The sequence below is a fragment of the Curtobacterium sp. VKM Ac-2887 genome (assembly GCF_015350935.1).
Classification (GTDB): domain Bacteria; phylum Actinomycetota; class Actinomycetes; order Actinomycetales; family Microbacteriaceae; genus Curtobacterium.
This window is the reverse complement of sequence record NZ_JADKSB010000002.1, coordinates 174,110-193,676: the sequence shown is the minus strand read 5'-3', so window position 1 is coordinate 193,676 and position 19,567 is coordinate 174,110. Positions and strand designations below refer to the sequence as shown.

Below are 19,567 nucleotides of genomic sequence, written 5' to 3'. Positions count from 1 at the left end.
ACGCCGAGGCGGCTTCCAGCGATGTCGGCGCCCCGTGCGACGATCGGAACCGTGCCGTTGAACTTCACCGCGATCGACTTCGAGACCGCGAACAGCTCGCCCGCCAGTGCGTGCTCCGTCGGACTGGTCAAGGTCCGCGCGGGCCGGGTCGTCGACCGGGCGTCGTGGTTCATCCGCCCACCGTTCGGACACGACGCGTTCCTCGAGTGGAACACCCGGATCCACGGGATCGTCGCCGAGGACGTCGTCCGCGCGAAGACGTGGGAGCAGCAGTACCCCGACCTCGTGGCTTTCGCCGAGGGCGACGTCCTGGTCGCGCACAACGCCCGGTTCGACATGGGCGTCATCGCCGGTGGGTGCTCGGCAACGGGCATCGACCTCGCCGAGCACCACTCGATGTGCTCGCTCGCGGTGGCCCGCAAGACCTACACGCTCGACTCCTACCGACTGCCCGTGGCTGCCATGGCCGCCGGGTTCGAGGGCTTCCAGCACCACGATGCCGCCGCCGATGCCGAGGCGTGCGCCGCGATCGTCATCCACGCCGCCGGCCACCACGGCACCGACACGGTCGAGGCCCTGGGTGCGGCGACCCGCGTGACGATCGCCCCGGTCCGTGCCCGTGCCGAGAAGCCCAAGGCCTCGACGCCGCAGCCCCGCCTGTCGAACCGCCCGATGGTCTTCGCCGACTGAGCCGGCCGAGCCGGCCGAGCCGACCGAGCCGGCCGAGCCGGCCGAGCCGAAGGTCCCTGTCGCGGCCTCGACAGCAGCACTACGCTCAGCGCATGGCTGCGCCCACCACGATCGAACGCGAAACCGTCATCACGGCTCGCGCCGCGGACATCACCCCGTACCTGGCAGACCTGCACCGCTGGGTCGAGTGGTCGCCGTGGGAGGGGCAGGATCCCGCGCTGCAGCGGACGTACACCGGCCAACCGGGGACGGTCGGCTCGACGTACGCCTGGAAGGGCAACCGCAAGGCCGGCGCCGGGTCCATGGCGATCACACGGGTCGATGCCACCGAGGTCGACGTCGACCTGCAGTTCACCGCACCGTTCAAGTCGTCGAGCGCGGTGGCGTTCCGGTTGCACGAAGCGACCGACGGCACGCGGGTCGTCTGGTCGATGACGAGCCCGCAGAACCTGATGTCGCGCGTGATGGGGGTGTTCGTCAACATGGACAAGTTCCTCGGCGGCGACTTCGAGAAGGGCCTCGCCAAGCTGAAGGCCGCGGTCGAGCACTGACGGGAGTGGCACACCGGGGAGCAGGGCACCCGGTGGTATTGTCACGACAATCCCTCGGCATCGATGCCGAACCCGCAATTCCCCGAAGGACCGCGATGACCAACGAAGGCCAGCTGCCGTCCGACCTGTTCATGGACCTGGACCGGTCGGGTCCCATGCCCCTCTACTTCCAGGTGGCCTCGCGCATCGAGGAGTCGATCCGCTCCGGTGTGATGCCTCCCGGCGCCCGTCTCGAGAACGAGATCGCGCTCGGCGAACGCCTCGGGCTGTCCCGCCCGACGATCCGCCGGGCGATCCAGGACCTCGTCGACAAGGGCCTGCTCGTCCGCCGCCGCGGCATCGGCACACAGGTCGTGCACGGCCCGGTGACCCGCAAGGTCGAGCTCACGAGCCTGTACGACGACCTGGCCCAGGGGTCACAGGCACCGGCGACGAAGCTCCTCGAGCGCAACGACGTCCCTGCCTCGGACGAGGTCGCCGCAGCCCTCAGCATCGAGCCCGGCACGATCGTCGCGCACATCCGCCGCGTGCGGTTCGCCGAGGACGTCCCGATGGCGATCCTCGAGAACTACCTGCCGCCCGAGTTCCTCGAGATCACCGACCAGGACCTGCAGGACCACGGGCTCTACCAGCTGCTCCGCGGTCGCGGCGTGACGATGCGGGTGGCGAAGCAGCGGATCGGTGCCCGCGCGGTCACCGACGAAGAAGCCGGTCTGCTCGAGATCGAGGACGGCGACCCCGTGCTCACCATGAGCCGCACCGCGTACGACGCCTCGGGCCGCGCGGTCGAGTACGGCGTGCACTGCTACCGCCCCGACCGCTACTCGTTCGAGGTCACCCTCGTCGACAAGTAGGCAGTTCGCGCTGACCGCGTGACGTCCAGGTTCCACGAACTGCCGCACGCGTGACGCCGAGGTTCCACGGATGGCCGCTGGACGCCTCGAGATGCCGAGATTTCGGAACCTCGGGACCGGCAGACGGAGCGAGCGGGCGCAGGACCGGCAGACGGACGGACCCCCGCTCAGGCTGGCGCGGGCACGCCGAGCTCGCCGGTCACGTACTGGGCGCGGCCGAAGCCGAACGACCAGTCCTGCGGGCCGTTCTCGACGTAGCCGATGAAGACGTCCTCGGACGCGACACCGATCGCCGCCAGGGCGTCGTGGATCGCCGCGTACAGCGTCGTCTTCGCCTCGTCGGTGCGCCCGCGCTGCGTGAAGACCTGGATCATGACGACGCCCTCGGTGCGCTCGAACCCGAGGCCGGCGTCCTCGGCGATGATCTGCTGCGCCGGGTGCTCGGTGATCACCTGGAACCGGTCGCGCACGGGGATCGCGTACACGTCGACGATGGCCCGGTGGATCGCGTCGGCGATGGCGCGCACTGCCTGCGGCGTGCGGCCGGTGGCGAGGTCGATACGGACGAGCGGCATGGTGCCTCCTGCAGTTCGGGACTTTGTCCTGACAAACTAACATGGATCGAGACGCAGCAACAGACGGACTGGAGGCGCAGTGCCAGCTGGCACCGCGCCTCCCGTCCGTCGTCCGCGACCGTCTAGAGCACGGGGGTCGCCGCCGCGTAGGTGAGCGGTCCGTCGACACGCGCGACGTCGTGCCACGCACCGTCGGCGAGGGACGCTTCCGCCGCCTCGACGATGGACGCAGCAGCCAGCCCGTCAGCGACCGACGGGGCGAGCTGCTCCCCGCGACGGACGCTCGCGATGAACTGGGCGGCCTCGATCGTCTTCAGGTCGTCGTAGCCCATGGCCGTGCCGGCGCCGGGCTGGAAGCGCGCGAACTCGCCGTCACCCGCGGCGACGTAGTGCGTGGCGTAGCCGTCCACCTCTTGCCCGTCGAGGTACACCTCGAGCTCGTTGAGACGCTGGAAGTCCCACCGCACCGAACCCCTGGTGCCGTAGATCTCGAGCGTGTACTCGGCGTGCGGCCCCCGCATGACACGGCTCGAGTCCATGGTGCCGACGGGGCCGTCCTCGAAGCGGAAGAGCAGGGCTGCGTAGTCCTCGTTCTCGACGCGTCCGAGGTCGCCGGTGGCGGCGGCGCTCCGGTCGACGATGCCCGCGGCTGGCTTCGGGCGCTCCTGGATGAAGGTCTCGGCGAGCGCGCTCACACTGGCGATCCGACCGACGACGTACTGCGCCAGGTCGAGGCCGTGCGACAGCAGGTCGCCGAGCACACCCGAGCCGGCACGCTCACGCTCGAAGCGCCAGGTCAGCGGCGCCGCGGGGTCGGACGAGTAGTCGGCGAGCAGCGACCCGCGCACGTTCGTGATCCGACCGAGGCGGCCGCTGCGGACGAGTTCGCGCGCCCGCTCGATCGCGGGGGCGTGCCGGTAGTTGAACCCGACGCTCGTGATGACGCCCGCGCGCTGGACGGCCTCGTGGATCTGGCGCGAGTCGCTGGCGTAGCGGCCCATCGGCTTCTCGATCCAGAACGGCTTGCCGGCCTCGGCAGCGGCGACCGCCATCTCGCGGTGCAGGAAGTTCGGCGAGCAGATCGACACGACGTCGACGGCCGGGTCGGCGAGGACCTCGTGGTAGTCGGCGACCGCCCGCTCGTAGCCCAGGCGGGTGACGGCCTGGTCACGTGCGGCCTCGATCGGGTCCGCGGCGACGACGAGCCGGGGCTGCACGCCGAGCTCCGGGAAGTGGTCCGGCAGGGCGTGGTAGGCGCGGGAGTGCAGCCGCCCCATCCAGCCGACCGAGATGAGGCCGACACCGATGCTGTCCATGGGAACTCCTTCGTTCGTGGGCGCCGATTGGAGCGCGCCAACCATCGTACGGGATCGCTCGTGGTTTGTCAGTACAAAGACATTGAGCAGAAGACGTCGGGTCACCTGGGGCGACCCGACGTCTTCTGCTCACGAAGTGGCTCGGCTCAGTTCGGCGGGAAGATGATGTCCCGCACCAGGGCGTCGAGCTGCGCGTCGGCGTCGAGGAACTGGCGCAGCGTCGTCACCGTGGCGCCGAACCGGTCGAACTCGTCGATCGTCATGCCGTCGACGTCGTACCCGCGCGCGAACTCGGGCGTCGCAGCGCGCAGAGCCGCGATGACGTCGGCCGGTACCTCGTCGTGGATGGCGTCCGGACGGAACGGGAACGCGTTCGCGTTGATGTCCTTCGTCCACTGGAACGGCGGCGAGACGACGAGGTCCCCGCCCTGGAACTCCGACCACTGCAAGGCGTTCCGGAAGGCGGCGACGAGCACGCGCGACCGGAAACCACGCTCCTGGAACACCCGGTAGGCGTTCTTCACCGCGGCGACGCCGGCCCACTCGAGGATGCCGGGGTCGACCATGACGTGGTCTCGCTTGACGACGGTCTTCAGCCAGTCGTCGAACCGGCCGGCCATCAGCGTGACGACGTGGCCGAACTCTTGGTCGGGCAGCCCGTCGGCGGCACGACGGTCGAGCGCACGCTCGATGGCTTCACCGACGGCGACGACCTGCGGCACCGTGAACGACACCGTCGCGTTGATCGAGACCCCGCGGTAGGCGGCCTCCTCGATCGCGGCGATGCCGACCTTGGTGGCGGGGACCTTCACGATGATGTTCGGGGCGAGCTGCGAGAACCGCACGGCCTGCTCGACCAGGGCGTCGGCGTCGCGGTGGAAGCGCGGGTCGGTCTGCATCGACAGGCGACCGTTGCGGCCGCCGGACGCCTCGAACGCGGGCAGCAGCTGCTCGGCCGCCGCGATGGAGAGCTCCTCGACGGCCTTCCAACCGATCCAGGACTCCCCCGCGGTCGGGTGCTCCGCGGCGATCTCGCGGATGCGCGGCACCCAGGTCTCCGGGTCCTGCTTGATGCAGGTGTACGCGATCACCGGGTTGCAGGTCGCCCCGACGGCGCCGTACTCGTGGATCGCGGTGGACAGTTCGCGCGGGTCGGCGGAGTCGTTCCACAGGGCGGTCACGGTCTGCGACGCGGCCTGCAGGGTGACGGGTCGGACGTCGGCGTCGGTGGTCGCCGGTGACGAGAGGGTGTCGGTCATCGTGTGAGTCCCTTCTTGATCGTGTCGAGCTGGAAGCGCGAGACCTCGTCGGCGTTCTCGTCCTCGGCGAAGACGCTCGACACCGCGACGGTGTCCTCGCGCGCCGTGAAGCCGACCCGGTCGAGGGCGGCCCAGAAGGCGTCGAAGTCGACGTCCGCCTGGCCGACCGGCAGGTGCTGGTGCACGCGGACCGGGTTGCCGGGCGGGTTGGTGATGTAGCGCAGGCCGTGCGACCGGTGGTGGTCGTACGCGTCGGCGACGTGCACGAGCTGCAGCGAGTCGCCCGCGGCGTCGATGATCTCGTCCATGTTCCCGCCGTAGTGGAACGTGTGGCACGCGACGTAGACGAAGCCGATGCTCTTCGAGTTCAGCCCGCGGATCACCCGGAGCGCCTCGAGCCCGTCCTCGACGAAGTCGTCGGGGTGCGGGTCGATGAGGACCCGGATGCCGGAGTCCTCGATGATCGGCAGGAGCTCCTCCATCGCCCAGTGGAACTGGTCCTCGGACTCCTCAGCGCGTTCGGGGCGGCCGGAGAACTCCGTGTTGATCGTGTCCACGCCGAGGCGCTTCGTGATCTCGATGACCCGCTTCCACTTCTTGACGGCGGCCTCGCGGGCCTCCTTGTCCGGGCCGGCCCAGCGCAGGACGGGCAGGACCGACGCGACCTGGACCCCGGCCGTCGTGCACGCCGCGGCGAACGCGTCGACGAGGTCGTCGTCGGCCGTGGGGTGCCGGTAGAAGGGGATGAAGTCCTTGTGCGGGGTGAGCTGCAGGTACTCGTAGCCGAGGTCGGCGACCTTCTGCGGGAACTCCAGCAGCGACAGGTCGTGGTGGTACGGCGTGGGGTCGAGCGCGATCTTCGGCATCGATCAGGCCGTCTCGTAGAACGCGGGCTTCGCGGTGGCGTACGTGATCGGCTCGAGCGCACCGGACTGCTGCGCGCGCACGGCGACCTCGGCGACCACCGACGCCGTGTAGCCGTCCCAGGCGCTCGGGCCGTCGATGCCACCGGTGCGCGCGGCGTCGACCCATCGCTGCACCTCTTCGTCGTACGCGGCACCGAAGCGCTCGACGAACGACGGGGTGACGCCCTGGCCGGAGACGCCCTGCGACACGAGGTTGAGCGAGGTCTCGCGACCGATGTACGCGACCCCGGACTCGAACACCGCGTCGGTCGTGACCTGGTAGCCGAACTGGGCGTTCACGTTGATCTCGACGATCGCCATGGTGCCGGACTCGGTGGTGAACAGCACGAACTGCGGCTCGGGCAGGTCGGCCGGCGCGAGCGAGTTCTTGCGGGGCTTCTTGACCTCGACGCTCGTGATCGCCTCGCCCGTGATGAACGGGATGATGTCGATCTCGTGGATCACCGAGTCGTGGATGAGCATCGACTCGCTGAAGTTCGGCGGCGTGGTCGGGTTGCGGTGCGCGTGGTGCAGCGCGAGCAGGGCGCCGTTGGCCCCGGACTCCCGCAGCGCGCGCAGCTCCTGGTAGCCCTTGTCGAAGCGGCGCATGAAGCCGACCTGGATCTTCGGACGGTCGGACGTCGCCTGCTCGAGCTCGACGATCCGCAACGAGTCCTCGGCCGAGGTCGTCAGCGGCTTCTCGCACAGGACGGCGAGACCGCGCTCGATCGCCGGCACCAGGACCGGCTCGTGCAGGAAGCCGGGCGTCGCGACGATGACGGCGTCGATCGGGGTGGCGTCGAGCGCCTCCTCGAACGAGGCCGCGGTGATCGCGCCGGGCGCCTTCGCCGCGGCGGCGGTCGCGCGGCCGGTGTCGGGGTCGACGATCGCGACGACGTCGGCGCCGGCGATGGTCGAGGTGATGCGACGGATGTGGTCGCTGCCCATGGCGCCCGCGCCGACGACGGCGACGCGGAGGTTGTCAGTGGTGCTCATGGCGGTGCTCCTGGGGTAGATGACGCTGCGTGGACGGCTGCTGGGGCCGGTCAGGACACGCGGGCGGCGGACGTGGAACCGAAGATGTGCTGGAAGGTGCGCTCGGCGATCGGGCCGGGGGCGTCGACCGAGCAGCCGTACATGTCCTGCTCGACGATGCCGAAGACGTCCGGGTTGATCTTCGCGACGGCTTCGATGATCGGGGCGAGCTCCGGGGTGCCGTGCGGCGGCTCGGTCATGATCCCCTGCGACACGGCGGTGGCGAACGGGACGTCGTTCTTCAGCACGTCGAACAGCAGGTCGGTGTCGACCTGCTTGAGGTGCAGGTAGCCGATGCGCTCCGGGTGCGCGGCGATGAGCTTGAGGTTGTCGCCGCCGTAGTACGCGAAGTGCCCGGTGTCGAGGCAGAGGTTCGTGTACGCCGGATCAGTCTCCGACAGGAACCGCACGGTCTCCTTGTAGGTGCCGACGTGGCTGTCCGCGTGGGTGTGGAACTGCTGGTGGACGCCGTACTCCTCGAGCAGCGCCTTGCCGAGCTGGTCGTGGCCCTTGCCGAGGCGGTCCCACTGCTCGTCGGTCAGGGTGCGCGACTCGAGGACCTCCTCCGTGGCGTCCGAGCGCCACAGGTCCGGGATCGTCACGAGGTGCTGGGCGCCGAGCTTCGCCGCCAGACCCGCGACCGCCACGGCCTGGTCCCAGGCACGCTGGAACTGGTCCTCGCCCTTGTGGAACCCGGTGAACACCGTTCCGGCGGACAGCTTCAGCCCGCGCGACTCGAGCTCGTCCGACAGCTGCGACGGGTCGGTCGGCAGGTAGCCGTACGGTCCGAGCTCGATCCACTCGTACCCGGCTGCGGCCGCTTCGTCGAGGAAGCGCTTCCACGGCACCTGGTTGGGGTCGTCGGGGAACCAGACGCCCCACGAGTCGGGGGCGGTGCCGATCCGGATGGCGTCGGTGGCGGTGGCGGTGTCGGTCATGACGTCGTCGTCTGCTTTCTGGGTGTGGTGCGTGTGGTGGACGGTGGTGCTCAGCCGAGCAGCGGGCGCTGTGCGGCGACCTGCTGCTCGTACTCGGCGCGGGCGGTCTGCGTGCTCGACAGCGTCGAGGTCTGCGCCACCGGCACGTCCCACCAGCCGTCGCCCTCGGGGGCGTAGACCAGCGGGTCCGAGTTGATGTGCACGAGGGTGGTGTGGTCGTTCGCCTTCGCCTGGCGCACCGCGGCCTTGAGGTCCTCGATGCTGTCCGGGCCGGGCTGGACCTCGATCACGTCGACGCCGTACGACCGCGCGTTCGCCGCGAGGTCGACCGGCAGCGGGTCGCCGTTGTCGAACGACTGCGTCTCGTCCAGGTAGCGGTACTTCGTGCCGTAGCGCTCGGACCCGACGGTCTCGGACAGGTGCCCGATCGACGCGTACCCGTGGTTCTGGATGAGCACGACGATGATCTTGATGCCCTCGGCCACGGCAGTGACGAGCTCCGTGTGCAGCATGAGGTAGCTGCCGTCGCCGACCATGACGATCGCGTCGCGGTCCGGGGCGCCACGACGGACGCCGATGCCGCCGGCGATCTCATAGCCCATGCACGAGAACGCGTACTCGACGTGGTAGCCGAGGGCGTCCTGCACGCGCCAGAGCTTGTGCAGGTCGCCGGGCAGCGAGCCGGCCGCCTGGATGACGACGTCGCGCGGGTCGGACACCGACTGCACGGCGCCGATGATCTCCGGCTGACCGGGCAGGTCGGCGCCGGACGGCGCGAACGCGCCGTCGACGGCTGCGTCCCACGCCGCCTTCAGCGACGCGATCTCTGCAGCGTAGGCGGCGTCGACGACGAACGCGGGCTCTGCGGGTGACGACCCGGACGACGCGAGCGCCGCGGTCAACGCGACCAGGGCCTCCCGGGCATCCGCGATCAGCGGCAGCTGCGAACCGTGCTTGTACGCGTCGAACGCGGCCACGTTGACGTTCACGAACGTGACGTCCGGGTTCTGGAACGCGGTCCGCGAGGCGGTCGTGAAGTCGCTGTAGCGCGTGCCGATCCCGATCACGACGTCCGCCTGCGCGGCGACCGCGTTGGCGGCGGCCGTGCCGGTCGCACCGATGCCACCGAGGTACTGCGGGTGGTCCCAGACGAGCGAGCCGCCGCCGGCCTGCGAGGTGCCGACCGGGATGCCGGTGGCCTCGACGAAGGCCGCGAGCTCGCGCTCCGCGCCGGAGTACAGCACGCCACCGCCCGCGACGATCACCGGACGCTGCGCGCCCCGGATCGCGGCGACCGCACGCGCCAGCGGCCCGTGCTCGGGCAGCGGCCGACGGATGTGCCACTCGCGCGGCTGCAGGAACGCGACGGGGACGTCGAACTCCTCGGCCTGCACGTCCTCGGGCAGGGCGATCGTCACGGCACCGGTCTCGGCCGGGTCGGTGAGCACCCGCATCGCGGCGAGCGCGATCGAGAACAGCTGCTCGGGGCGCTCGACGCGGTCGAAGTAGCGCGACAGCGGACGGAACGCGTCCGTCACCTGGATCGAGGTGTCGTGCGGCAGCTCGATCTGCTGGAGCACCGGGTCGGTGGTCCGCGTCGCGAACGTGTCCGACGGCAGCAGCAGTGCGGGCAGGCGGTTCGTCGTCGCGAGTGCGGCAGCGGTGAGCATGTTCGCGGCGCCCGGGCCGACCGACGCCGTCGCCGCGAAGGTCGCACGGCGGCGGTGCATGCGGGCGAAGCCGACGGCCTCGTGCACCATCGCCTGCTCGTTGCGGGCCTGGTGGTACGGCAGCAGGCCGGGCTGCTCGACGTGGAGCTGCTTGATGGCCTGTCCGACGCCGGCGACGTTGCCGTGCCCGAAGATGCCGAAGATGCCCGGGATGGTGCGTTCGCGGACGTCGCCGTCGACGGTCCACTGGTTCGCCAGGAACTCGACGAGTGCCTGGCCGACGGTCATCCGGCGCGTGGTGGTGGTCACGCCTGCTTCCTTTCGTAGGGCAGGCGCGGGTCGAGCTGCTCGCTCTCCCACACCTGGCGGACCCAGCCGTGCGCCGGGTCGTCGGTGATGTTCCAGACGCGCTCCGGGTCGGGCCCGGCCATCACGTTGAGGTAGTACATGTCGTAGCCCGGAGCAGCGACGGCGGGGCCGTGCCAGCCGTGCGGCACCAGCGCGACGTCGCCGGTGCGCACTTCGCGGAACTCGTCGATCGGACGGTCGTCCGATGCGTAGGTGCGGTGCAGCGCGAACGGGTCGGCGGTGGTCGGAGCCGAGACACCGCGGGCCACCGCGGACTCGTAGTAGTAGATCTCCTCGAGGTTCGACTCTTCGCCCGGCACGTTCGTGTCGTGCTTGTGCGGCGGGTACGACGACCAGTTGCCGGCCGGCGTGATCACCTCGCACACGATGAACTTGTCGGCGTCGAGGGCCGCCGGGGTGCCGAAGTTGTGCACCTGGCGGCTGGACTGCCCGGCACCGCGGAGCTCCACCGGCACGTCCTGCCGGGCCACGTACGTGGTCGGCTTGACGGTGTCGGTGGGCGCCTCGGCGACCGCGAACCGGCCTGCGCCGGTGATCGTCGCCGCGGTGCCCGATCCGAGGTACAGGACGTCGGTGGGGCCCTCGAAGACGTTCGCGCGCCCCTGCAGGGCCTGCTCGCCGTCCCCGGCGGCGCCCGCGTAGGTCACGTGGAACGACCCGGCGAGCGGCACGACGATGCGCTCCACGGCGTCGGCCGGGAGGCGCAACTCGCGCGTACCGGTCGGGTCACCGTCCGTCAGGGTGCCGGTCCGGAGCCCGGTGTGCGCCCATCCTGCGATGCGGCCGTCGACGACGTCGGTCCAGCCGGCCTCCGGCCGGCTCCCCTTCGGGATGAACCACTGGTCGTGCTGGTGCTGTTCGTTCGCCATGCTGCGGCTCAGTTGTTCGACGGGAAGCCGAGGTTGATGCCGCCGTGCGACGGGTCGAGCCAGCGGCTCGTGATCGCCTTCTGGCGGGTGAAGAAGCTCACGCCGTCGGCACCGTACGCCTTGTGGTCACCGAACAGCGAGTTCTTCCAGCCGCCGAACGAGAAGTACGCGACCGGCACGGGGATCGGGACGTTGATGCCGATCATGCCGACCTGCACGTCGCGCTGGAATCGACGGGCAGCGCCGCCGTCGTTGGTGAAGATGGCGGTCCCGTTGCCGTACGCACCCGAGTTGATGAGCTCGAGGCCCTCTTCGTACGTGGCGACGCGGACGACGCTCAGCACCGGGCCGAAGATCTCCTCGGTGTAGACGCGGCTCGTGGTGGGGACCTGGTCGATCAGCGTCGGGCCCAGCCAGAAGCCGTTCTCGTCGCCGTCGGGTCGGACGGTGCGGCCGTCCACCACAACCACCGCACCGTCCTGCTCTGCGACCTCGATGTACGAGGCGACCTTGTCACGGTGCTGCTTCGTGACGAGCGGGCCCATGTCGCATCCGCGACGACCGTCGCCGATGCGCAGGGTGGCCGCGCGGTCCTTGATCTTCTGGATGAGCTCGTCGGCCACCGGCTCGACGGCGACGACGACCGAGATCGCCATGCAGCGCTCACCGGCGGAGCCGAAGCCCGCGTTGATGGCGTTGTCCGCGACCAGGTCGAGGTCGGCGTCCGGCAGCACCAGCATGTGGTTCTTCGCGCCGCCCAGGGCCTGCACGCGCTTGCCGTGCTTCGTGCCCGTCTCGTAGACGTACTGCGCGATCGGCGTGGAACCGACGAACGAGATCGACTCGACGTCGGGGCTCGTGAGCAGGCCGTCGACGCTCAGCTTGTCGCCGTTGAGGACGTTGAAGACGCCGTCGGGGAGACCGGCCTCGGAGAACTTCTCGGCGAGCCAGATGGCGGCGCTCGGGTCCTTCTCGGACGGCTTCAGCACGACGGTGTTGCCCGCGGCGATCGCGATCGGCAGGAACCACAGCGGCACCATCGCCGGGAAGTTGAAGGGGCTGATGATGCCCACGACGCCGAGCGGCTGCCGGATCGAGTACACGTCGATGCCGGTCGAGACCTGGTCGGAGAACTCGCCCTTGAGCAGGCTCGGGATGTTCGTCGCGAGCTCCACGACCTCCTGCCCACGGGCGATCTCACCCAGGGCGTCGTCGATGACCTTGCCGTGCTCGCTCGTGATGATCTCGGCGAGCTCACCCTTGTCGCGGTTCAGGATCTCGCGGAACGAGAACAGGATCTGCTGGCGCTTGGTGAGCGACAGGTTGCTCCACGCCGGGAACGCCGCCTTGGCGCTCGCGATGGCGGCCTGGATCTCGTCCTCGTTCGCCAGGGCGACCTGCTTCGTCGCGACGCCCAGGGCCGGGTCGTACACGGGGGCGCTGTTGCCCGACGCGGACTCGACGTGCTTGCCGCCGATCCAGTGGCCGACGGTGGTGGTGGCGGTCTCCGTGGTGGTCATGCGTTGCTTCCTTCGAGTGTGGTGGCTTGTTCGTGCGTGGTGCCGGCGTTCGCGGTGCCGACGCTCCCGGTGTGGACGAGGCCGGCGGCCACGTCGACCGCGGTGGCGACGTCGCCGTCCGGCGGGTAGAGCAGGGTCCGGCCGACGACCAGGCCGCGCACGCCGGGCAGGGCCAGGGCATCGGCCCACTTGGCGTACGTCTCGAGCGGCTTGCTCGACGGGTCGCCACCGAGCAGGAGCGTCGGCAGGGTCGTCGCCGCCATCACCCGCTCCATGTCGTCGACGACCGGGATCTTGAGCCAGCTGTACGCGCTGGACTCCCCCAGGCCCGCGGCGATCGCCATCGAGGTGATGACGGCGTCGGCGGTCAGGTCGTTCACGACCCGGCCGTCCTGCCACGCGGACATGAACGGCTCGAGCATGATCGGCAGCTGGAGTGCGGCGGCCTCGCTGACGGCGCGGGCCGTCGCCTCGAGCGTCGGGGCCGTGCCCGCGTCCTCGAGGGCGATGCGCACGAGGAGCTTGGCGAAGTCGAATCCGGAGTCCTTGATGGCCTGCGCCGAGTACGCGGTGTAGCGGTCGTCCATCTCGAACGTCGCGCCGCGCAGCCCGCCGCGGTTCATCGACCCGACGACGACCTTGCCGTCGAGGGCGCCGAGCAGTGCCAGGTCCTCGAGGATGTCGGGCGTCCCGAGCACCCCGTCGACCCCGGGGCGACCGAGCGCCGTGACGAGCCGCTCGAGCAGGTCGTAGCGGTCGGCCATGGCGGACTCGTCGTTCCGGACCGCCAGGGCGCCGCGTGCCGGGTGGTCGGCGGCGACGATGAAGAGCTTGCCGTCGTCGGCGAGCAGGGAGCGCTTGTGCCGAGCGTCGAGCACGGACCGCACCAGTTCGGGCTGTCCGGCGCGGATGTCCCGGAGGCGCTGGAAGTCAGCGGGGCTGATCTCAGGCATGGGTCTTCTCCTCGGTGTTGGTCGCACCCGTGCTCGTGTGGTTCGTGCCGTCGGCGGGGTTGCTGGCGATGAACGACTCGATCTCGTCGCTCGTGGGCATCGCCGTCGAGCACTCGAACCGCGTCGCGACGATGGCACCGGCGGCGTTGCAGAACGCGAGGATCCGCTCGAGGCCCCAGCCCTGCAGCAGGCCGTGGGCCAGCGCGCCGCCGAAGCCGTCACCGGAGCCGAGCCCGTTGACGACGTCGATGTGGTGCGGGCGGAACTCGACGAACTCGTCGCGGGTCTTCGCCAGCACCCCCTTGGGGCCCTGCTTGACGACGGCGATCTCGACGCCGCGCTCGAGCAGGGCGTCGGCCGCACGGACCGGGTCGGTCTCACCGACGGCGACCTCGCACTCCTCGCGGTTGCCGACGGCGACCGTGGCGTGTTCGAGGGCGACGGCGACCTCGCGCGTCGCGGCCTCGGGGCTCGACCAGAACATCGAGCGGTAGTCCAGGTCCAAGACGGTGTGGTTCTTCGTGCTGTTCTGCGCGGCTGTGCGCGCTTCGTACGCGACGTGGTGTGCCTGCCGACTCGGCTCTTCGCTCAAGCCGGTCACCGTGGTCCAGAAGATCTTCGCCCGCTCGATCTCGTGCAGCGGCAGCGACTTCGCCGTGATCATCAGGTCCGGCGCCTTCGGGGCACGGTAGAAGTACAGCGGGAAGTCGTCCGGCGGGAAGATCTCGCAGAACGCGACGGGGGTGTTCAGCCCCTCGACCGTCTCGACGAAGGCGTTCGCGACGCCGAACTCCGGCAGGGTGCGGGCGATGTACCGGCCGAAGGGGTCGTTGCCGGTGCGGGTGATGACCGCGGCGTCGGCACCGTGGCGCGCTGCGGCGATGGCGACGTTGGTCGCGCTGCCGCCGACGGACTTCGAGAACGTCGTGACGTCTTCGAGCGGGCCGGTCTGCTGCGGGTAGATGTCGACGCTGACGCGTCCCATCGTGATCACGTCGTAGGCGTGGGGAGCGTGGTTCGTCATGCGACGTGGTGGACCTTCCGTGCGGCTTCATCGGCGGACGATCACGACTGTACACCGTGTTTGCCCTAATGTCATGACATGGTTTTCGAGGCTGGTCCCGCCGGGCGCGTGGCCGCGTCGGTGCGCCGGGACGCCCGGCGTCGGTGTGCCGGGAGGCCCGGTGTCGGTGGGTCCTGCCAAGGTCACGACATGCAGATCCTCGCCCTGGTCATCGGTCTCGTGATCGGCATCGCCGTCGGTGCGGTCGTCGCCTGGTCGCTCGCGCGGTCGCGCGCCGGCGTCGACGCCGCCGCGTCGCGCGCGAGCGCCGAGGCGCTCCGCACACGGCTCGACGAGGTCCGGCGCGACGCCGAGGAACGCCTCGACGCGCAGGACGCCCAGTACCGCCGACAGGTCGACTCCCTCGAACGGCGCTCGGCCGAGCTCGAGCACCTCGTGCAGCGCATGCACGGCGCGGACTCGGCCCGGAACCAGAACGAGTCGAAGGTGCTCTCCGCCCTCAGCCCCGTCGCGCAGACCCTCGACGTCATGCGCACGAAGATCGCCGAGCTCGAGCAGTCCCGCAGCGAGCAGTACGGCGCCCTGTCCGCCCAGCTCCGGTCGGCCGCCGAGTCCGAGGAACGCCTGCGCGCCACGGCCGACACCCTGGCCAGCGCTCTGTCGTCGAACAGCACCCGCGGCGTGTGGGGCGAGACGCAGCTGCGCAACGTGGTCGAGGCCGCCGGGTTGCTCGAACGGGTCGACTTCGACGTGCAGTCCTCGGTCACCACCTCGGCCGGCACCGCCCGGCCTGACATGGTCGTGCACCTGCCCGGCGGCAAGACCATCGCCGTCGACGCCAAGGTGCCGTTCAGCGCCTACCTGCAGGCCGCCGAGATCCCGGCGACCGCAACCGGCGCCGAGGGGGCTCGCCGCGAGGCGCTCATCGGGCAGCACGTCAAGGCGCTCCGCGCGCACGTCGACGCCCTGGCCGCGCGCGAGTACTGGACCGGGTACGACGCCTCCCCCGAGCTCACCGTCGCCTTCATCCCGTCCGAGTCACTCATCTCGAGCGCCCTCGCCGCCGACCCCGGGCTGCTCGACCACGCCTTCCGCAAGCGCATCGCGCTCGCCTCGCCCGTGACCCTGTGGTCCGTGCTGAAGACCGTGGCGTTCTCGTGGCAGCAGGACGTCGTCTCGCAAGAGGCGCACGAGCTCTTCCGGGTCTCCCGCGAGCTCTACGGCCGACTGTCCACGATGGCGGGACACGTCGACAAGCTCGGGCGTTCGATCCGGGGCTCCGTCGTCGACTACAACCGGTTCGTGGGGTCGCTCGAGCGGCAGGTGCTGCCGAGTGCACGGCGGTTGTCGCTGCTCGACGAGTCGAAGGTGATCGCGGACCCGGCGTCGATCGAGGACGAGCCGCGGTTGCTCACGGCGCCGGAGCTGGTGGGGGCGGTCGACGAGGACTGACCGTCCGCTCGCGGCGTCGATCCGCGCCGGTCACCTCCGTTCGTGCAGCGATCCGGAGCCGTCGCAGCGACGTCTCAATGCCTTCCGATCATTGATTGCGTCTTCCCCGCTCCTCCTTCGCCGCTCGGTCGAGCACTTTGATCAACGGCTTCGGTGCCAGGAACGCTCGCGCCAGCCCCTGAGCGGTGAAGCCGTCTGCACCGACCAGCCGAGCTTTCGCTCCGGCGCTCAGCATGCCCTTCGCGCCAGCCACCGCGTCCTCCACCGCGAGCGGATGTGGATTCGATCGATTCGGTCGTACGGGGAGAGAACGTCGGACGAGCAGCCGGAGCGGAGTCTCTCCAGCTACCGCAGAGTTGAGCGCGCCCGGATCGGCTCGAATTGCCGATTGCATGTCGATGAGCGACCCACGCGACGCGGCCTCGAACACGACTGATGCGTCCGATTCATCGCTCTTGAGCATCCGATCCTGCTGCAGCACGATGATGAGTCCGGCGGGTGCGTCCGCGAGGATCCGAGCGTAGCTCAGCGGGGTCGCGCCCAGGTCGTTGACTGAGTAGGGATCCGCTCCGGCATCGAGCAAGAGATTCACCGGATCGAGTCCGCCGCCGCCCGAGTTCGCCACTGCGAGCTGCAGCGGCGTCGTCCCCCAACGGTCCGGCGCATCCACCTTCACCCCGAGGTCTAGGAGCGCCCGTATCGCATGCACCGCGCCGTGCTGAGCGGCGAAGTGGAGGGGCGTGAGGGCGTCGGTATGAGCGCGAGAGGCTGAGGACCCTTCGAAGCCTTCCGCAGCGATCCTCGCGATCGCCTGCGAATCGTCCGCAATGATCGCATCCCAGAAAGCAGAACTGTCCGTCGCGGTGCTCATAAGATGATGCTGTTCAGCCCTTCCACGTCCTCGCCGGGTCCCGAATCGGCCAACACCACGAGTGAGCATCTCGATCGCATCGACCTCTCATCTCTCCGAGAGGTACCGCGCGGGAACGAACAATGCCAGGGTCACTCGGTCGTGGCCTTCCGAGAACTCGACGCCTTCCCGGTGCGCGCGATCCGCATCGACCCGCAGCAGGACGGGAGCGGGAGACTTGCGTCGACCCGCTTGCATCGCCAGCTCTCGATCAGTCGTCAGATGCGCGTACTGGCGCCCCATGGGCAAGAGACCATCGCGCAGGATCGACTCAGCCGCCGCGGGAGAAGTCGCGTGCCAGAGCACCGGTCGCGGCACGATCGCTGGCTTCACGATGCGCTCGTCGGTCGAGTGGCCGTACTGTGCGCGGATCCGGTCACCCTCCACCGCGAAGCGCTGCTTGTCAGACTCGGCGACGATGCGGCGCAAGTCCTCCACCGTTGCGTCCACGCCCGACCGCGCCAAGGCCCCGGCGAGATCTGCGAGCGGGACGCTCCCGTCGGCGCCGAACTCCAGCCCGTACGAACCCGGTTCGTGCCGCAACGCATGCGACATCGCCTTGCTGATCGACGTGTCCTTTCGGGGCATGCCTCAGTCCTCTTCCTGCTCCGCGAGCCACACTGCTCGGTGCTCCTCCATTTCCTCCCACCAGACGTCGAACGACGTCCACTGACCCCGGTACTCCGTCCCGGGAGAAGCGAACGTGTGGATGATCAGGACAGGAGGGTTGCCCGAACGGTCGCCACCGTCGAAACAGAACACGTCGTCCGTGTCCTGGTGCTTCGCGAAGGGCACGAGGGAACGGGTCGGATACTGCTCCCCAACGATGTCAGCCCAGTTCTCTGTCTGGCTCTCGTACTCAGACGTCCACATGAAGGGATCGATGTCGGGAAGCGGGTCTTGTGCAAGGGCACGTTGGAAGCGCTCGGGGTACTGGAATCCCTCGGGCGCGATCAAGCGCGCCTCGACTTGCCGTTCCTCGACGGTTGTTAGTCGACGTTCCCTCACTGTGGTGCTCCGGTGAGCTTCGGGAGGTCGTGAGACCCAGCTGGATTCGCTTTCGACCAATTCGTGCCTTGCGACTTCATCCGAACCTCAGCGGCCTCGCCCCACGTTCTGGGCTCGGCGTGGCCACGCTTCGTGAAGCGTTCAACCTCTCTTGCGGTCAACGGTTCGTGGTGTTCGTGTGCGCGCGCCTGCACTGGCGTTTCGGTCTCCCGCGCGGCTCTGATCCGAGTGTTGTCCATGCTGGTGCTCGCGCCGTCTGGCATCTCCACCACGTCGACCGGGTCTCCGCGCCAACCGCCGTCGCGCATGCAGTTGGTGATGTCGTCGTAGGTGTACGGCTCACCGGTGGTGCGGTCGATCTTGTTGAAGGAGACAGACTTCTGCGAGAACCGAACAGCACCAGGTTCGAACGGCCGAACGACTCGCTGCAATGGCGTGAACAGCTTTCCCAGCTTGGACGTCGCACTGAAGGCATTGACCTGCTTCGCGATCACATCACGTCCACGTGCGAATCGACTACCGACGTGCAACAGCGAGGTCGCCCGTCCACCCTTGCTCGCCATCCGCATCGCCCGAGCCGTCACCCCTAGGCCACCTGCCAGTGGGACGCAGTCGACGAGGGCCCACGCGAGGTCCCACCCGTCGGCTTCGCCCTTGCTCATCTTGTACAACGTGTCCGCCAACACCACGAGCGCGATCGCCGCGATGATCAACGTCCACGGCCCCGGGATGATCATCGCGATGATCCCGCCCACCGCGACGACGACCTTTGCCACCGACACGATGGTCGCCCACGCTTCGGACCCGAAGATCTTGTCCCACGTGGACTGCTTTCCCAGCCCCGCGTCGGCCGCTTCACCGATCTTCGTCGCGGTCCGCTGCTCCGCGTCCTGCCAGTCGCCCTTCGCATCGGCGACGAGTCGCTTCGCCGCGTCGATCCGGGACTGCGCCGCGGCGATGTCGCCCTGCGCGGACGACACGGACCCCTGCGCGACGGAGGCGTTGTCGGACGCTGCCCGCAGCTGCGCCGGCGACGGCACGTCCACCCCGTCGGGGACGTCGGAGCCGGCCGGGTACTTGTCCGCGACCTTCGACAGGTCCTTCGACGCCGATTGGTAGTGCGACAGGTTCGACTGCGCATCGGAGAGCCGGTCCTGCGCCGCGGCGAGGTCCCCGGAGGCGTCCTTCGCGTCCGCGAGCGCACCATCAGCCCGGTACTGGGTGTCATCGACCGTGTCCGCCCACCCCGACAACGCCGTCGCGGCGAGTTCGTACGAGTCGACGAGCTTGGTCAGGTCCGACGGGGTGTCCTCGATCGCGTCGACGAACACGTCGGCGGCTTCACCCTCCCAGTCGGTCAGCCACCCGGACCCCTTCACCGACTTCAGCCGGGTCGAGGCGTCATCGGCCGCGTCGGAGATGCGCTGGTACTCCCGCGACATCATCCGCAACGTCGACGGATCCCCCTTGACCGGATCATCACCCTGATCGACGACATCCCACCCCGACGGCCGCCCCATCATTCCTCCCCAGGTCCGATCTCCGCACACTTCTTCACAGATGTGCGGTTGTGACCATATCAGGGGTCACAGATGCCGATGATTCGAATCATCGTGTGCTCTCGTCCCGTGCACGGGAAAACCCGTCCGCGCCACGCGACGACGTGGTG

The 19,567-nt window shown here is 69.4% G+C and carries 19 protein-coding genes; 4 read left to right on the top strand and 15 right to left on the bottom strand.

Annotated features, from left to right (window positions below):
- Positions 1 to 51: 51 nt before the first annotated feature.
- The 3 genes from ITJ69_RS03700 (at position 52) to ITJ69_RS03690 (ending at position 2,095) form a co-directional block, all read left to right on the top strand.
- Entirely contained in the window at positions 52 to 690 is a 639-nt protein-coding gene (locus ITJ69_RS03700; protein ID WP_123294211.1) for an exonuclease domain-containing protein, read from the top strand.
- A gap of 92 nt (positions 691 to 782) precedes the next feature.
- Positions 783 to 1,241 carry an SRPBCC family protein gene (locus ITJ69_RS03695; RefSeq protein WP_123340673.1) on the top strand — a complete coding sequence of 153 codons (459 nt, stop codon included), beginning with the start codon at positions 783 to 785 and terminating at the stop codon, positions 1,239 to 1,241.
- Between the two features lie 95 nt (positions 1,242 to 1,336).
- Positions 1,337 to 2,095 carry a GntR family transcriptional regulator gene (locus ITJ69_RS03690; protein ID WP_123294141.1) on the top strand — a complete coding sequence of 253 codons (759 nt, stop codon included), beginning with the start codon at positions 1,337 to 1,339 and terminating at the stop codon, positions 2,093 to 2,095.
- A 167-nt stretch (positions 2,096 to 2,262) separates the two neighbouring features.
- On the opposite strand, the gene ITJ69_RS03685 is transcribed toward ITJ69_RS03690, so the two are convergent.
- The 11 genes from ITJ69_RS03685 to iolC form a co-directional block, all read right to left on the bottom strand.
- On the bottom strand, positions 2,263 to 2,670 hold the full coding sequence (locus ITJ69_RS03685) for a tautomerase family protein (RefSeq protein WP_159571679.1): 408 nt from the start codon (positions 2,668 to 2,670) through the stop codon (positions 2,263 to 2,265).
- 122 nt (positions 2,671 to 2,792) lie between these two features.
- The gene (locus ITJ69_RS03680) at positions 2,793 to 3,986 is read right to left on the bottom strand and encodes a Gfo/Idh/MocA family protein (RefSeq protein ID WP_194672034.1); all 1,194 of its coding nucleotides are present in this window, start codon (positions 3,984 to 3,986) and stop codon (positions 2,793 to 2,795) included.
- Positions 3,987 to 4,132: 146 nt separating this feature from the next.
- Positions 4,133 to 5,245 carry a transaldolase family protein gene (locus ITJ69_RS03675; protein ID WP_228504717.1) on the bottom strand — a complete coding sequence of 371 codons (1,113 nt, stop codon included), beginning with the start codon at positions 5,243 to 5,245 and terminating at the stop codon, positions 4,133 to 4,135.
- Positions 5,242 to 6,111, bottom strand: coding sequence for a sugar phosphate isomerase/epimerase family protein (locus tag ITJ69_RS03670; protein WP_123938993.1), 870 nt, complete (start codon positions 6,109 to 6,111; stop codon positions 5,242 to 5,244). The genes ITJ69_RS03675 and ITJ69_RS03670 overlap by 4 nt, the downstream gene beginning before the upstream one ends.
- A 3-nt stretch (positions 6,112 to 6,114) precedes the next feature.
- Positions 6,115 to 7,146, bottom strand: a complete 1,032-nt coding sequence (locus tag ITJ69_RS03665) for a Gfo/Idh/MocA family protein (protein WP_123294146.1) — start codon at positions 7,144 to 7,146, stop codon at positions 6,115 to 6,117.
- Between the two features lie 50 nt (positions 7,147 to 7,196).
- Positions 7,197 to 8,123, bottom strand: a complete 927-nt coding sequence (locus ITJ69_RS03660) for a sugar phosphate isomerase/epimerase family protein (protein WP_131878260.1) — start codon at positions 8,121 to 8,123, stop codon at positions 7,197 to 7,199.
- Positions 8,124 to 8,173: 50 nt separating this feature from the next.
- Positions 8,174 to 10,081 (bottom strand): 3D-(3,5/4)-trihydroxycyclohexane-1,2-dione acylhydrolase (decyclizing), encoded by a 1,908-nt coding sequence (gene iolD / locus ITJ69_RS03655; RefSeq protein WP_194672087.1) that lies wholly within the window; start codon positions 10,079 to 10,081, stop codon positions 8,174 to 8,176.
- A 17-nt stretch (positions 10,082 to 10,098) separates the two neighbouring features.
- The gene (gene iolB / locus ITJ69_RS03650; RefSeq protein ID WP_194672033.1) at positions 10,099 to 11,031 is read right to left on the bottom strand and encodes a 5-deoxy-glucuronate isomerase; all 933 of its coding nucleotides are present in this window, start codon (positions 11,029 to 11,031) and stop codon (positions 10,099 to 10,101) included.
- A gap of 8 nt (positions 11,032 to 11,039) precedes the next feature.
- Complete coding sequence (locus ITJ69_RS03645; protein WP_173169470.1) at positions 11,040 to 12,551, bottom strand: CoA-acylating methylmalonate-semialdehyde dehydrogenase; 1,512 nt, start codon at positions 12,549 to 12,551, stop codon at positions 11,040 to 11,042.
- On the bottom strand, positions 12,548 to 13,504 hold the full coding sequence (locus ITJ69_RS03640) for a class I fructose-bisphosphate aldolase (RefSeq protein ID WP_228504716.1): 957 nt from the start codon (positions 13,502 to 13,504) through the stop codon (positions 12,548 to 12,550). The genes ITJ69_RS03645 and ITJ69_RS03640 overlap by 4 nt, the downstream gene beginning before the upstream one ends.
- Positions 13,497 to 14,528 (bottom strand): 5-dehydro-2-deoxygluconokinase, encoded by a 1,032-nt coding sequence (gene iolC, locus ITJ69_RS03635; RefSeq protein ID WP_194672032.1) that lies wholly within the window; start codon positions 14,526 to 14,528, stop codon positions 13,497 to 13,499. Before iolC ends, ITJ69_RS03640 begins: the two co-directional genes overlap by 8 nt.
- Positions 14,529 to 14,717: 189 nt before the next feature.
- Between iolC and ITJ69_RS03630 the strand changes: the two genes are divergently transcribed.
- Positions 14,718 to 15,980: a DNA recombination protein RmuC gene (locus ITJ69_RS03630; protein WP_194672031.1), complete on the top strand. Its 1,263-nt coding sequence runs from the start codon at positions 14,718 to 14,720 to the stop codon at positions 15,978 to 15,980.
- An 88-nt stretch (positions 15,981 to 16,068) separates the two neighbouring features.
- Here the strand turns inward: ITJ69_RS03630 and ITJ69_RS03625 are convergent, their stop codons facing one another.
- The 4 genes from ITJ69_RS03625 to ITJ69_RS03610 all read right to left on the bottom strand — a co-directional run bounded on the left by ITJ69_RS03625 (position 16,069) and on the right by ITJ69_RS03610 (position 19,418).
- Positions 16,069 to 16,851, bottom strand: a complete 783-nt coding sequence (locus tag ITJ69_RS03625; RefSeq protein WP_165901091.1) for an ankyrin repeat domain-containing protein — start codon at positions 16,849 to 16,851, stop codon at positions 16,069 to 16,071.
- An 87-nt stretch (positions 16,852 to 16,938) separates the two neighbouring features.
- The gene (locus ITJ69_RS03620) at positions 16,939 to 17,478 is read right to left on the bottom strand and encodes an RNA 2'-phosphotransferase (RefSeq protein ID WP_194672030.1); all 540 of its coding nucleotides are present in this window, start codon (positions 17,476 to 17,478) and stop codon (positions 16,939 to 16,941) included.
- A 3-nt stretch (positions 17,479 to 17,481) separates the two neighbouring features.
- Positions 17,482 to 17,847 carry an SMI1/KNR4 family protein gene (locus tag ITJ69_RS03615; protein ID WP_131878246.1) on the bottom strand — a complete coding sequence of 122 codons (366 nt, stop codon included), beginning with the start codon at positions 17,845 to 17,847 and terminating at the stop codon, positions 17,482 to 17,484.
- A gap of 47 nt (positions 17,848 to 17,894) precedes the next feature.
- Complete coding sequence (locus ITJ69_RS03610) at positions 17,895 to 19,418, bottom strand: WXG100 family type VII secretion target (RefSeq protein ID WP_323742947.1); 1,524 nt, start codon at positions 19,416 to 19,418, stop codon at positions 17,895 to 17,897.
- Positions 19,419 to 19,567 lie beyond the last annotated feature (149 nt).